Raw genomic sequence first — 14197 nt, forward strand, 5'->3', positions numbered from 1 at the left:
GCGCTCACGCCCGTCGCCGACGCCTGACCAGCCGGATCCTCCGTACGATCACGATGACACCGGCGACGAGCGTCCCCCCGTACAGCCACCCGGCCTGCGTGGCCAGTGCGGTCACCACGCCCATCAGTTCCCCGGCCGTCCCCCCGCTGCTGTTCGCGACGGGCAGCAGCCCCGCGGCGAAGGCGATCGGCACGACGACGGGCGCGATCATCAGATCGCTCCCGCGCACCCACAGCGCGGTCAGTACGCACACCGGCAGGAACAGCACGCCGTACACCGTCAGGGACGCCCCGAACAGCAGCTGGTCGAGGTAGCCCAGCAGGAACATCACCGCCCCGCAGAACAGCCCGCCCCCCAGCCCGGTGAGCCGGGGGTTCGACATTCGCCGCGAGGGCCGGGCCGGTCGTGCCGGACCGGGAGAGGGCCGTCGTACGCCCTCCGGACGGCGTCTCGCCTGGGGCGGCAATGGCGCTCGCGGGGTGCCGCGTCGCGGTCCGTGCTGCGGGGGTCGCGTCCTGTGTTGCTCCACTGGACCAACTTAGGTCTGTTTATGTGTCGAATCGCCCCTCAGACACGCCGATGGGCAGACCTTGGCCAACCGTTCGACGCGGCCGCCGGGGCCCCGCCGGGTACGCCGTAGACTGGTGGATCGGCCGGACTCCTGGCCCCCTGGCCCTCTCCACATACGGGAAGTCGCAACGTGTCGCTCACGATCGGAATCGTCGGTCTGCCGAATGTCGGCAAGTCGACCCTGTTCAACGCCCTGACCAAGAACGACGTGCTCGCGGCCAACTACCCGTTCGCCACGATCGAGCCCAACGTGGGTGTGGTCGGCGTCCCCGATGCGCGCCTCACCAAGTTGGCCGAGATCTTCGGCTCGCAGCGGATCCTCCCGGCCACCGTCGACTTCGTCGACATCGCCGGCATCGTGCGCGGCGCCTCGGAGGGCGAGGGCCTGGGCAACAAGTTCCTCGCGAACATCCGTGAGTCCGACGCGATCTGCCAGGTCATCCGCGCCTTCAAGGACGAGAACGTCGTCCACGTCGACGGCAAGGTCTCGCCGAAGGACGACATCGAGACGATCAACACCGAGCTGATCCTCGCGGACCTCCAGACGATCGAGAAGGTCCTGCCGCGCCTCCAGAAGGAGTCGCGCATCAAGAAGGACGTCGCGCCCAAGGTCAAGGCCGTCGAGGAGGCCAAGGAGATCCTGGAGAAGGGCGACACGCTCTTCGCCCACGGCATCGTCCAGGGCACCGAGCGCAATGAGCTCCTGCACGACCTGCACCTGCTGACCACCAAGCCGTTCCTGTACGTCTTCAACGTCGACGAGGACGAGCTGGTCGACGAGGACTTCAAGAACGAGCAGCGCGCCCTGGTCGCCCCCGCCGAGGCGATCTTCCTCAACGCCAAGCTGGAGGCGGACCTCGCCGAGCTCGACGAGGAGGACGCGCTGGAACTCCTGGAGTCGGTCGGCGCCGAGGAGCCCGGCCTCGCCACCCTCGCCCGCGTCGGCTTCAACACCCTCGGCCTGCAGACCTACCTCACGGCCGGCCCGAAGGAATCCCGCGCCTGGACCATCAAGAGGGGCGCCACCGCCCCCGAGGCCGCCGGTGTCATCCACACCGACTTCCAGAAGGGCTTCATCAAGGCCGAGGTCATCTCCTTCGCCGACCTGGTCGAAACCGGTTCGGTCGCCGAGGCCCGCGCCAAGGGCAGGGCGCGGATGGAGGGCAAGGAGTACGTGATGCAGGACGGGGATGTGGTGGAGTTCCGCTTCAACGTCTAGTCGATCCGGCAAAGGGCCGTCCGACCTGCGGTGGAGCGGGTCGGGCGGCCTTTGTGCGGCCGGCCGCCAGGAGAGAGGGGCAGGTCCGTCGAGGCGGTAGGGGCGGCCGCGGCCGGTCGATCAATGAACCGCCCAAGCCGTCGTACACCGCCAGCCTCCGCCCCCGTACCTGCTCGTCGGCCACGGGCGTGAAGTACTTCTTCAGCACGGCGGTCTTGATCCTGTCCCGATCGGCCGTCACCGGTTTCGCCGCCCGAGCCGCGTCCGTCACCAACAGGATCCGTTGCTGGGCAAGCATCGCAGCACGTATGTGCTCCGGGCTTGCCTCCACACCCTTCAGCGTCCCGGACTTCTCCCCGGCTCTGGGTGAGCCCCGTCGCATGACCGGGTGAGCCCGCGCCCGCCGAATGGCCCACCCCGCGTGGCTTCGCGCGGACGTGGGCCGCTCTTGCCGCTTACCGTCACCCGGGGAGCAACTCCCGATCTTGTTGCCGGGCGCCAAGGAGGCGGCAATGGTGTCGCGAGAGTCGTGGGCTCGCCGGTCAGGGCGAGGGTGCCGTCGCGCCGTCGGGGCCTGGGCGCTCGCGGTGGGGTGCGTCGCGGCAAGCTGCGTGCCCGCGGCGGCCGTGGCGGGTCCGGAAGGGGACGCGGCCCGGCAGTGCGCCACGACTCCCTTCCCTCCGTCGGAACCCACACCTCCGCCGATCCTGTCGGGCAGCGACGTGTGGAGCTTCGTCTCCGAGCCCGGTCTTCACCCGATGCGGGTCAGTGTCACCGCGCACCGGCCGGGGACGGCTCCCGGCGGGATCTTCGTCGGCCCGTTCAGCGCGGATCAGATGGTCGGCCAGACCGGGGCGCTCATCAACGACAACTCCGGTGATCCGGTCTGGTTCCGTCCGCTGCCCTCCACGAATCTGCAGAACGCCGACTTCAGGGTGCAGACCTATTACGACGGCCGCGGGGGCCGGGGGCGGCCGGTGTTGACCTGGTGGCAGGGCACCCTCGCGCTTCCCCCGGCGTATACGAACCTGCCGGCCGGTGCGCCGGAACCGGGCGGGTGCTACTACATCTACGACACCCACTACCGCCTGCTCAGGACGGTCCTCGCCCATCACGGCTACTACCCGGACGAGCACGAATTCACCCTGACCCGCAGGGGCACCGCACTGTTCATCGCCTCCAAGCCGGTGCCCATGGATCTCACGCCCTATGGCGGTCCGGAGAACGGGGCCATCGAGAACAGCGAGATCCAGGAGGTCGACCTCGCCACCGGCAGACTCCTCTACTCGTGGAACGCACTGGACCACCTCGACCCCGCCGATTCCGAGGAGGCGGCCTCGACCGCGTCGTCGTCCGGCGGAGTGTGGGACGCCTTCCACATCAACTCGGTCGACGAGGGTCCCGACGGCCGGCTGCTGATCTCGGCCCGGAACATGTGGGCGGTCTACGACGTCGCCAAGAAGTCCGGGAAGGTCCGCTATCAGATCGGGGGCAAGAAGAGCGACTTCACCTTCGGCCCCGACGCCGACTTCTACTGGCAGCACGACGCCCGGTTCCGGCCGGGAAACCGGATCAGCATGTTCGACGACGGCTGCTGCGATCTGCCCGACGGCTCCCCCGAGCAGCGGTCGCACGGCCTGATCCTCAACCTGGACTTCCGCGGCCGGACGGCGACCGTGGACCGGGCCTACTACCACCAGCCGCCGCTGGAGTCACCGACCCAGGGGAACACCCAGGCCCTCGCCAACGGCAACGAGTTCATCGGGTGGGGCCAGAGCCCGTACTACTCGGAGTACGCGGGCGCGGGGAACACCGAGGGCAGCGCCGCACGGAACCTGCTGTACGACGCGAAGCTGCCCGGCTCCGACATCTCCTACCGGGCGTTCCGGAACGAGTGGATCGGCACGCCGTACTACCCGCCGAGCGCCGCGGCACGCACCGACGGCGGGCACGGCGTCGTCTACGCCTCCTGGAACGGCTCGACCGAGACCAGGGCCTGGCAGGTGCTGGCCGGGCCTGCCGCCGACCGGTTGTCGGTCGTCGCCGGACATGTTCCTCGAGCCGGGTTCGAGACCGCCGTCAGCACGAACAGCCCCGGGCCGTACTTCCAGGTGAAGGCGCTGAACGCGCAGGGCAAGGTCCTTCGCGCCTCCCGCGTCGTGACTCTCTCGGGCGGGTGAGATGAGCAGGGTGTGGCTGATCACCGGCGCCAGCAGCGGGTTCGGGCGCGCCATCGCCGACGCGGCGCTCGCCGCGGGCGACACCGTGGTCGGTGCCGCCCGCAGGACGGAGGCGCTGGACGAGCCGGCCGCCGCGCACCCCGGCCGGCTGGAGCCGCTGCGCCTGGATGTGACCGACATCGCCGCGATCGGACCGGCCGTGCGGGACCTGGTGTCCCGGCACGGCCGGATCGACGTCCTCGTGAACAACGCGGGCCGCACCCATGTCGGCGCCCTCGAGGAGACCACCGACGCCGAGCTCCGTGCCCTCTTCGACCTGCATGTCTTCGGCCCGGCCGCGCTGGTGCGGGCGGTCCTGCCGCACATACGCGAGCGGCGGTCGGGCGCGATCGTGCAGATGAGCAGCATGGGCGGGCAGATGTCCTTCGCCGGCTTCTCGGCGTACAGCGGGACGAAGTTCGCCCTGGAGGGCATGTCCGAGGCGCTCGCGGACGAGGTGCGGGAGTTCGGCATCAAGGTGCTGATCGTGGAGCCGGGCGTCTTCCGGACCTCGATCTTCGGCAGGGGCAGGGCCGGCGCCAGCGCCGACAGCGGTGTCTACGCCAAGGTGACCGAGGCCCGTCGCTTCATCGAGGGCGGCGACGACACCCGGCCCGGCGACCCCGCCAAGGCCGCGGCGCTGATCATCGCCGCGCTCGATGCGGACGAGACCCCCCTGCATCTGCCCCTGGGCGCCGACTCGGTGACCGCCGTGCTCGGTCAGCTCGACACGGTACGCAGCGACATCGCCGCCTGGGAGCAGCGCACCCGGGCCACCGCCTTCGACGACTGACCGTCAGATTCCCCGCACGGACGCCACGGTGAACGGCGACTCGGGCACCCCGGGTCCCATCGGCCCGCCCTTGTCGAACTGCGAGCGCACGACCAGCAGCCGTCCCCGGTCGCGGACCAGTGTGGTCGGGATCTGCAGCGCGGGGTCGGTGAACCGCCGCTCCAGACGGGCCGAGGAGCCGTCCGGAGACAGCCGCCACCTGGTGATCGTGTCGACGGCGTTGTGCGCGGCCCACAGCGTGCCGTGCGCCAGCTCCAGACCGTCGCCGTGCGTCAGATCGCCGCCGTGCAGGGCGACTTGGCGTACGGCCCCGGTGGCGACGTCCACCCGGTAGAGCCCGCCGCCGGTCATGTCGACGGCGAACAGCCGGCGCCCGGCCGGGTCGGCCACGATGCCGTTGAGAGTGAAGGCGTCCGGGGAACCCGGGTCCTTGACGTAGCTCAGGTCGTAGGCCGGGGTCAGCGTCCCGCGCGGGCCGCGGGCCAGGTCGGCGGGGCTGACGCGGTAGATCACCGCACGGGTGCTGTCGGTGAGGTAGACCGTGCCGTCCGCGGTGACGGCCAGGTCGTTGACGAAGCGGGGCGCGTCGCCGGGCACCTCGAAGCGGGCGATCAGGGACCGGTCGCGCAGGTCGTAGACGTCGACCCCGGCGGTCGAGTCGGTGACCCACAGCCGTCCGGCCCGGTCGGCCTTGAGTCCGTTGGCGGTGGCGCGGCCGTCGGCGCCCGCGGGCAGGAACACCTCTGCGGTGCGCTCACCGCGAGCGGCGCGGTAGACGGCGCCGGTCGTGTACGAGCCGACGTATATGTCCCCGGTGCGAGGGTCGAGGGCGATCCCCTCGGGGTAGACGCGGTCGCCGGGCAGCGCGAAGGCGGCCGAGACACGGGGCGTGGTGGCCGCGTGTGCCGTGGGGGCGGCCGCGGCGACGGCCAGGGCGGCGGCGGTGGTGGTGAGGAATGTGCGGCGGTGCATCGAACGGGACACAGCGGTGCCTCTCGGTTCGGCTTCTCATAGAACAACGAACATGAACGTAGATTAGAACCCTAATTATCGTCAATGCATTAACGTCCCGCAGAGGGTGAATCGATGCATGGGGCGACTAGCATGCGCAGATGACGTCCATGCCCGCCTCCGAGCGCCTCGGCTCCCACCTCAAGCGGGCCGAACAGGCCCTCGCCGCGACCAAGGCCGCGGTCCTGAAACCGGCGGGCCTGACCGTCGCTCAGTACTCGGCGCTGCTCCACCTCGCCGGCAATCCCGGCATCAGCGCGGCGGCCCTCGCCCGGCTGTGCGGGGTCACCCCGCCGACCATGAACACGGTCCTGAAGAACCTCCAGGACCGTGCGCTGATCGAACGCACGCCGCACGAGTGGCACAGGAACGTGCTGGAGACGAGGCTCACGGACGAGGGCCGCGCCGTCATGAACGACGCGGACGCACGGGCCGTACGGGTGGAGCGGGCGCTGGCCGCGGAGTTCACCGACGAGGAGCGGACGGCGCTGACCGCTCTCCTCGCCCGTTGTGTCAGCGTCCTGGAGCGGGAACGCCCCTGATGCCCGGGGTGTTGAACGGCGCCGGATCCGTGACCCAGCCGGCCGCGAGCACGAGACGCGTCTCCCGGTGCACGGCGAGGAAGCCGAAGGGCCGGTCGAACGCCACCCGGACGACGGTGGTCTCGTAGCGGTACCGGGGAGGGCCGCTGCCCGCCACGGGCATCACGGCCGTCACCGCGGCGGCGCGGAACCCGAGGGCACCGAACTGGGCGACCGCCGACTGCCGGGCCGCCCCGACGGCCAGCGGAGAGCCGCTGATCCCCGGGAAGTGCCCCTGCCGGGTGTCCCGCGCCGCCGTGAGCCCGAACAGGCGGTGCAGGGCCAGCAGATCGTGGTCCGCCCGCACCTCGTACGCCACCGTCCTGATGTCCAGTGTCGTCGGCTCCGGGGTGAGGGAGGGCTGCCGCTCGACGCGGAGGCCCGGTCCCGCGTCCCCGTACGGGAGTCGGCCGCCCCCGACGGCCGGCAGCGCGCGCTCCAGGATGCCGACGCCCGCCCTCAGCACCTGCCCGGGGGCCATCCGCTCCTCGCCGAGCAGCAGATGGACGTCGATGCCGTTGTCGCCGGGCACCTTCAGGGAGGTGACGAAGCCTTCGGGTGTGCTCGTCAGGCCGACCCGGTCGGGCCGCACACTCCTGCGGTAGAGCCCGAGCAGCGTGCGGCCCTGCCACGGCCCGGCGCCCGGTCGCAGCGGCAGTTCCCTGAACGGGTGCGGCCAGTCCGTGCGCAGGGCGAGCGCGCCGGCGAGCACCATCCTGGCGTCCTGCGACAGCTCGACCGGCATCCGCTCGATCAGCCCGCCCGTCCGCTTGGCCGCCCAGGCGTCCAGCGCCTCCTGGGAGGCGGCGAGGTCGTGCGTGAGCACGCCGTGCGTCTGTGCGGGCAGCCCCGCACGCCATTCCTCCCGCAGCTCCAGCGTGCGGTCCGTCCACAGGCCGAGCGCGGAGTCCAGGCCGGGCATGGCGTCCATCGCGGCCAGCAACTCCCTTGCGGCGTAGGCCGCCTGCTCCGCCGGCATCCCGAGCGCCGCCGCGAGCTCGGACCGCGCCGGACCCGCCGCGCCGTCGGCGAGAAAGGCCAGCAGCGGCCACACCCCGGCGGCCGAGAACACCGTGCCCTTGTCCGAGGCCCCCGCCCACCGTGCGGTCAGTCCGTTCACCGCCCGCACGGTCGCATCCGTGACCCGCATTCCACCCCCGTCGGCAGCGCGCTTACCATGCGCCCAGTCGTACGTCAGTTCAGCGTCGCCGCTGCCCGACCCAGGAGCACGGTACCCGTGTCCATACCCCCGCCTCCCGGCCCCCACCAGCCCGAAGGGCAGTACCCGTCGTATCCGCAGGAGCCTTACGCGCGGGACCCGTACGCGCAGGGCCCGTACGCCCAGGGCCCGTACGGCGGACTGCCGTACCAGCCCTGGTCCCAGGGCTACAGCCCCTTCAACCAGCCGGCGCCCGTCAACGGGCTCGCCATCGCCGCCCTCGTGCTCGGCATCCTCTGTTTCCTGCCGGGCGTGGGACTGGTCCTCGGGATCGTCGCGCTGGTCCAGATCAGGAAGCGGGGCGAGCGCGGCAAGGGGCTGGCCATCGGTGGCTCCGTGCTGTCCGGGATCGGGCTCGCGCTGTGGGTGCTGGCGCTCGCCACCGGCGGGGCCTTTGACTTCTGGGAGGGCTTCAAGGAGGGCGCGCGGGGCGGCGCGAGCCTGTCGCTGGCCAAGGGCGAGTGCTTCAACGCGCCCGGCGGCTCGCTGTCCGGCGAGACGGAGGACGTCGACAAGGTGTCCTGCGACCGCGAGCACGACGGCGAGGTGTTCGCCTCCTTCAAGCTGAAGGGCCGCTCCTACCCGGGCGACGGCCCGGTCACCAAGGCCGCCGACGAGCGCTGCTACGGACTCCAGGACAGCTACGCGATGGACGGCTGGGCGGTCCCCTCCGACGTCGACGTCTACTACCTCACGCCCACCCGGGACAGCTGGAGCCTGGGCGACCGCGAGGTCACCTGTGTGTTCGGCAACACCACCGAGGGCAAGCACCTGACCGGCTCGCTGCGCAACGACGAGACCGTCCTCGACCCGGACCAGGTCGCCTATCTGAAGGCGGCTCACGTGCTCAACGCCGCGATGGAGAGCGCACCCGAAGCGGAGTACGTCGAGGACGACCTGCCCGGGCACAGGGCGTGGGCGGGCCGGGTCGAGGTCGCACTCGCCGCGCAGGCCGGGATGCTGCGCGGTCACCAGTGGCCGGCGGGCGCGAAGAAGCCGGTCGCCACGTTGGTCGTGGAGCTCGACAAGTCCCGCGCCGAGTGGGCGAAGGCCGCCGTGGCCGACGACGCCGACTCCTTCTACGCGCACTACGACAAGGGCTTCAAGCTGCTCGACCGGAACAGGACGGTCACCGCCCGCAAGGCTCTGGGCCTGGCCACGACCCCGCCGTCCTACGAAGACGACAGCGGCGGCTCCGACAGCGGGGGAGACGGCACGGGCATGGAGGTGTGATCGCGGCTATAGCGGGGAGAAAGTGCCTGCGTAAAGCCCTCCCGGGCCACAAGTCATCACATCGAGTGATTCTCTGGCCTTTGCTTGCATGGCACAACCCACGGTTGCCACGCTGTTGCTGTCTGTACAATCTGATGGGAGCGGCCAGTGACTTTCGGTGAGCAGCCGGCGTATCTGCGTGTCGCGGGTGATCTCCGCAAGAAGATCGTCGACGGTTCGCTGCCGCCCCACACCCGGCTCCCCTCCCAGGCGAGGATCCGCGAGGAGTACGGCGTCTCGGACACGGTCGCCCTCGAGGCCCGCAAGGTGCTGATGGCCGAGGGGCTGGTCGAGGGCCGTTCCGGCTCGGGGACGTATGTGCGCGAGCGGCCCGTGCCCCGGCGGGTGGCCCGCTCGGGGTTCCGCCCGGCCGGCGGCGCCACGCCGTTCCGGCAGGAGCAGTCCGACGCCGCCGCGCGCGGCACCTGGGAGTCCAGCAGCGAGCAGACCGAGGCGAGCGGCGCCATCGCAGACCGGCTCGGCATCCGGCCCGGCGACCGCGTGATGTGCACCAAGTACCTCTTCCGCGACGGTGGAGAGCCGATGATGCTCTCCACCTCCTGGGAGCCCCTCGCCGTCACCGGGCGCACGCCCGTGATGCTGCCCGAGGAGGGCCCGCTCGGCGGCATGGGCGTCGTGGAGCGGATGCGGGCCATCGACGTCGTCGTCGACAACGTCACCGAGGAGGTCGGCGCCCGTCCTGGCCTCGCCGAGGAACTGCACATCCTGGGCGGCGTGCCCGGTCATGTCGTCCTCGTCATCCAGCGCACGTACTACGCCTCCGGCCGCCCGGTGGAGACGGCGGACGTGGTCATCCCCGCCGACCGCTACCGGGCCGCGTACCACCTACCGGTGAAGTAGCGCACACCCTCGGGGCAGTTGCCCCCGTCACCCCATCGATCCGCGGGCTGTGCCGGGCCGTTGGAATCCGGCCGTTTTCGCAGGTGACCCCCGCTGTCCCCGGTATGCCGCCGACCGGACGCACCGGGGCGCCCGGACGGCGCATTCGTCATCGTGCGCCCCCGGGGTTCTGGCTGGTTGCGTACCTCTTTGTGAAAAGCCGTGTTCGCTGCGTAAAGGTTAGGCGTACGCTCGGGCATATGCGGATTGCGGTTTCCTTAGAGCGCGGGTCCATGGGGAGCGGAGGGGTGGGGCGCCATGAGTGAAGGGACGGTCGCTCTTCCCTGGCTCGTGATACGGCAGGACGACAACGGCAATCGCTACCGCGTGGGCAGGTACGCGACGCGGGCCGAGGCGCAGAAGATCGCCGACAGCCTCGACGACCGCGGACACAAGCAGCTCTACTGGGTCGAGCGCATCGCCCACAACGGAGACGGCGGCACGCGCAACTGACCCCGTCCGCGCTCCCGTAGGCTCCCGGCCATGACGGAACGGATCGTGGTGGTGGGAGCCGCCCTGTTCGACGACGCCCGCCTGCTCGCCGCGCGCCGCAGCGCACCCCCCGAGCTGGCCGGCCGCTGGGAGCTGCCCGGCGGCAAGGTCGAACCCGGCGAGAGTCCCGAGGCCGCCCTGGTGCGCGAGCTGCGCGAGGAACTCGGCGTCGAGGCCGAGGCCGTCGAGCGCGTCCCGGGGGAGTGGCCCCTGAAACCCCCGTACGTGCTGCAGGTGTGGACCGCCCGCCTGCGCCCCGGCTCCGCCGACCCCAAGCCCCTCGAGGGCCACGACGAACTGCGCTGGCTCGCCCCCGGTGAGATCTGGGCCGTGGACTGGCTCGACCAGGACGTCGCCGCCGTCCGGCAGCTCGAGAACCGCCTGGAACCGGGAGCGGGCTGAGAATCCCTACGCCGTTCGTGCCACACTGCGCCCCTCCGGGCGGTACTGCCCCCTGGATATCGGGTATGTGCCCATTAACCCCACGAAACCGGACATGGGTGGGCTCGCTTGCCTGGGAAGTGATCGGGCGTGATCGACACCGAAGGCGACTGTGCCGAATGGACCTTCCCCGCGGATCCCGGTGCCGTGCGCACCGCCCGCACGGCGGTCCGGGCCCAGTTGCTCGGCTGGGGGCTGGAAGCCCTTGCGGACATGACGGCGCTGCTGGTCAGCGAGTTGGTGACAAACTCGCTCCGGCACGCCACCGGCCCCATCGGCGTACGCCTCGTGCGCCCCTGCGGCCTCGGAGACACCCTCCTGGTGGAGGTCTCGGACCCGCTGCCGGATCCGCCGCACGAACGGGTCGCCCATCTCGAGGACGAGAGCGGCCGTGGCATCCAACTGGTCGCCAGTTCCTCGCGCCGCTGGGGAACACGGCCCGGCGACAACGGCAAGACGGTCTGGTTCGAGCTCGCGGTTCCGGGATGAACCGCGCGCCGCAGGCGTGGTGAACCGCGCGGCGCAGGCGTGGTGAACCGCGAGCCGCGGACGTGGTGAACCGGGCGCCAGGGGGGGCGAACCGGGCGCCCCGGGGGTGGTGAACCGGGCGCCCGGGGTGTACAGCTTCCCCTTCCGCCGTCCATGGAACGGCACAGGCCGGTGACCATTGCCGGAGTCTGTGATTCGAGGGTGTGTTCCCTGGTTAGAAGACTGGGAGTGTTGTCGCGGTCCGGTCCGAAAACCGCTTGGACCGACCTGTGATCGTGAACACCGTGTCGTGCGGCGCCGTAGTGCTGGATACTGCGGGCAGCCGCCTCCGGTGACCGGTGCCGGACGCGGTGAGCTGGAGGGGACGGTTCGCGTGAGCGAGATACCAGCGAAGGCCACGGAGTCCGAGGACCCGTCGGACGGCGCAAGGGCGGGGGGCGTGGATTCTGCCGCGGCTCCCGGGGACGCCATGTGGCAGGTCAGTCCGCCCGGCTCCATGTACGACTACATCAAGGTCGCGTCCTTCTCCATCGGACCCGGCGGGCTCGTCGACCAGTGGAGCCTGCGAGCCGAGCAGCTCTTCGGCATCACCGCCGAGCGTGCCGTCGGCATGGACCCCATCGAGGCCTTCATCGACCCCGATCTGCGCGCGCGGGGCCAGCGCAAGATGGCCGAGATCCTCGACGGGCGGGAGTGGACCGGGGTGGTCCCTTTCCGGCTGCCCGACACGGTGGACGGCGAGCGCGGGGAGGAAGGCCTCGCCGAGGTCTATGTCATGCCGACCCGGACCGCCGAGGGCGACCGGGCCGCCGTGTGCATCGTGGTCGACGTCCGCACTCTGCGCAGCATCGAAACCGACCTCGCCGCCTCGCAGGCCATTTTCGGTCAATCTCCCTTTGGCTTCCTGCTGATCGACACCGACCTGCGGGTCCGCCGCGCCAACATGCGGTTCGCCTCGATCTTCGGCGGTACGCCGGACGACCACCGGGGCAAGGGAGTTCACGACTACCTGCCGCGGGGCGAGGCCGAGCGGGTCGCCGCCACCCTGCGCCGGGTCCTGGAGAGCGGGAACTCCATCACGGACATGCACGTCACGGGCTTCGTGCCCGGTTCCGAGGAGCGCCGGCACTGGTCCATCAACCTCTATCGCGTGCACAGCGGCAGCGGCCGGCCCATCGGCATCGCCTGGCTGGGCACCGACATCACGGCTCGTCGTGCGGCGGCCCGCGAGGCGGCGGCCGCACGGCGAAATCTCGCCCTTCTCAACGAGGCGGGCGCCCGCATAGGCAACTCGCTGGACCTGGAGACGACGGCCCGCGAACTCCTCGACGTCGTCGTGCCCGGCTTCTGCGACCTCGCCACCGTCGACCTCTATCAGGGTCTCCTGGCCGGCGACGAGACCCCGCCAGGCCTGGCCGACGGCAGCGCGGAACTGCGCCGGGTCGCCTTCGCCAGCGCGGTCTCGGACGCGCCGTTCGTCGGCGGCGGCTCACCGGTCGCGGTCGGCGCGGTCCACCACTTCCCCTTCAACTCGCCCTGCGCGGACGCCCTGCGCACCGCCCGCCCACAGAACGTCCCCGCCGAGGAGGGCGGGCTCGTCCAGTCCACGCTGGCCGTCCCGATGGTCGCCCACGACACGGTCGTGGGGCTCGCCCAGTTCTCCCGGACGAAGGGCAGCGAGCCGTTCGGCGACCGTGACCGGGACCTCGCCGTGGAACTGGCCGCGCGGGCCGCCGTCTGTATCGACAACGCCCGCCTGTACCGCCGCGAGCACGAACGCGCGCTGATACTGCAACGGTCCCTGCTGCCCCCGGGCGACCCCGAGGCGTCCGGCCTGGAGATCGCCTGCCGCTACCTGCCCGGCAATGCGGCGACCGAGGTCGGCGGCGACTGGTTCGACGTGATCGAACTCCCCGGTCATCGCACCGCGTTGGTGGTGGGCGACGTCATGGGCCGCGGACTGCGCGCGGCGGTGGCGATGGGCGAACTCCGCACGGCCGTCCGCACGCTGGCGCTGCTCGACCTGGAACCTGCAGAGGTCCTCTCGGCGTTGGACGAGATCGCCCGCGGCCTCGGCACCCCCGGCGGCGTCCAGCAGGCGACCCGCGCGGCCCGCCAGCCCCGGGACGCGGACCTCTCCGAGGTCTATCTGGCGACCTGCGTGTACGCGGTGTACGACTCGGTGACCAGACGCTGCACGTTCGCCAACGCGGGCCATCTGCCGCCGGTGCTCGTGGAGCCGGGCGAGGCGGCGCTGATGCTGGACGTGCCGCCGGGCATGCCGCTCGGCGTGGGCGGCGAGCCGTTCGAGGAAGTGGAGGTCGAACTCCCCGAGGGCGCGCTGCTCGCCCTCTACACCGACGGACTGGTCGAATCCCGGGACCACCCCCTCGACGAGGGCCTCCAGGCCTTCGTGGGCGCGCTCACGGACCCGACCAGCCCGCTGGAGGACGTCTGCGACCACGTCCTCAACACCCTCGACACCCACCACGGCGAGGACGACATCGCCCTGCTGATGGCCCGCGTCCAGGGGCTGCCGGCCGACTCGGTCGGCGACTGGGCACTGCCGCGCGAGCCGCGCAGCGTGGGCCGCGCCCGTGAGTACGCCCGCGGCCAGCTCGTCAGCTGGGATCTGGGGCCCCTGGTCGACACCACGGAGCTGCTGGTCAGCGAGCTGGTGACCAACGCGCTGCGGTACGGCGAGGGCGAGATCAGACTCAGGCTCCTGCTGGACCGCACCCTGGTCTGCGAGGTCTGGGACTCCGGCCTGGTCCAGCCCCGCCGCCGACGTGCCCGCGACACCGACGAGGGCGGCCGCGGCCTCCAGCTCGTCGGTCTGCTGAGCGCCGCCTGGGGGTCCCGGCGCACACCTCGTGGCAAGACGGTCTGGTTCGAACTCCCGCTGCCCGACGGCGAGAACACCCTGACGGACCCCGCGGAGGCGTTGCTGAGCCTGTTCTGAGGACGGGCGGCGGCCGGGGCCCGCGAAAG

Annotated in this window: 12 protein-coding genes and 1 pseudogene; 10 read left to right on the plus strand and 3 right to left on the minus strand. The window is 71.3% G+C overall.

The window, feature by feature from the left end; genetic code table 11:
• Positions 1-4: 4 nt before the first annotated feature.
• Complete coding sequence (locus Q8A52_RS09290) at positions 5-529, minus strand: DUF6542 domain-containing protein (protein WP_316748009.1); 525 nt, start codon at positions 527-529, stop codon at positions 5-7.
• A gap of 171 nt (positions 530-700) precedes the next feature.
• Between Q8A52_RS09290 and ychF the strand changes: the two genes are divergently transcribed.
• The 3 genes from ychF to Q8A52_RS09305 all read left to right on the plus strand — a co-directional run bounded on the left by ychF (position 701) and on the right by Q8A52_RS09305 (position 4801).
• Entirely contained in the window at positions 701-1789 is a 1089-nt protein-coding gene (gene ychF / locus Q8A52_RS09295) for a redox-regulated ATPase YchF (protein WP_316748011.1), read from the plus strand.
• A 758-nt stretch (positions 1790-2547) separates the two neighbouring features.
• Positions 2548-3969: an arylsulfotransferase family protein gene (locus tag Q8A52_RS09300; protein ID WP_316748013.1), complete on the plus strand. Its 1422-nt coding sequence runs from the start codon at positions 2548-2550 to the stop codon at positions 3967-3969.
• 1 nt (position 3970) lies between these two features.
• Positions 3971-4801, plus strand: a complete 831-nt coding sequence (locus Q8A52_RS09305) for an oxidoreductase (protein ID WP_316748015.1) — start codon at positions 3971-3973, stop codon at positions 4799-4801.
• A gap of 3 nt (positions 4802-4804) precedes the next feature.
• Here Q8A52_RS09305 and Q8A52_RS09310 read toward each other — a convergent pair whose 3' ends face one another.
• The gene (locus Q8A52_RS09310; RefSeq protein ID WP_316748017.1) at positions 4805-5773 is read right to left on the minus strand and encodes an SMP-30/gluconolactonase/LRE family protein; all 969 of its coding nucleotides are present in this window, start codon (positions 5771-5773) and stop codon (positions 4805-4807) included.
• Between the two features lie 140 nt (positions 5774-5913).
• Here Q8A52_RS09310 and Q8A52_RS09315 point away from each other — a divergent pair, with 140 nt between their 5' ends.
• Complete coding sequence (locus Q8A52_RS09315; protein WP_316748018.1) at positions 5914-6354, plus strand: MarR family winged helix-turn-helix transcriptional regulator; 441 nt, start codon at positions 5914-5916, stop codon at positions 6352-6354.
• Here the strand turns inward: Q8A52_RS09315 and Q8A52_RS09320 are convergent.
• On the minus strand, positions 6326-7543 hold the full coding sequence (locus Q8A52_RS09320) for a serpin family protein (protein WP_316748020.1): 1218 nt from the start codon (positions 7541-7543) through the stop codon (positions 6326-6328). The genes Q8A52_RS09315 and Q8A52_RS09320 overlap by 29 nt on opposite strands.
• Positions 7544-7630: 87 nt before the next feature.
• On the opposite strand from Q8A52_RS09320, the gene Q8A52_RS09325 reads away from it, so the two are divergent.
• The 6 genes and pseudogenes from Q8A52_RS09325 (at position 7631) to Q8A52_RS09350 (ending at position 14168) form a co-directional block, all read left to right on the plus strand.
• Positions 7631-8845: a DUF4190 domain-containing protein gene (locus Q8A52_RS09325; RefSeq protein ID WP_316748022.1), complete on the plus strand. Its 1215-nt coding sequence runs from the start codon at positions 7631-7633 to the stop codon at positions 8843-8845.
• A 147-nt stretch (positions 8846-8992) separates the two neighbouring features.
• Positions 8993-9745: a GntR family transcriptional regulator gene (locus tag Q8A52_RS09330; RefSeq protein ID WP_316748023.1), complete on the plus strand. Its 753-nt coding sequence runs from the start codon at positions 8993-8995 to the stop codon at positions 9743-9745.
• Positions 9746-10042: 297 nt separating this feature from the next.
• Positions 10043-10237, plus strand: coding sequence for an SPOR domain-containing protein (locus Q8A52_RS09335; protein WP_316748025.1), 195 nt, complete (start codon positions 10043-10045; stop codon positions 10235-10237).
• 30 nt (positions 10238-10267) lie between these two features.
• Positions 10268-10678, plus strand: coding sequence for a (deoxy)nucleoside triphosphate pyrophosphohydrolase (locus Q8A52_RS09340; protein ID WP_316748027.1), 411 nt, complete (start codon positions 10268-10270; stop codon positions 10676-10678).
• Between the two features lie 98 nt (positions 10679-10776).
• Positions 10777-11206 (plus strand): annotated as a pseudogene (locus Q8A52_RS09345) (ATP-binding protein).
• 373 nt (positions 11207-11579) lie between these two features.
• On the plus strand, positions 11580-14168 hold the full coding sequence (locus Q8A52_RS09350; protein WP_316748029.1) for a SpoIIE family protein phosphatase: 2589 nt from the start codon (positions 11580-11582) through the stop codon (positions 14166-14168).
• The last annotated feature ends 29 nt before the right edge of the window (positions 14169-14197 follow it).

Origin of the sequence: Streptomyces herbicida (assembly GCF_032656585.1) — a bacterium.
Classification (GTDB): Bacteria; Actinomycetota; Actinomycetes; order Streptomycetales; family Streptomycetaceae; genus Streptomyces; species Streptomyces herbicida.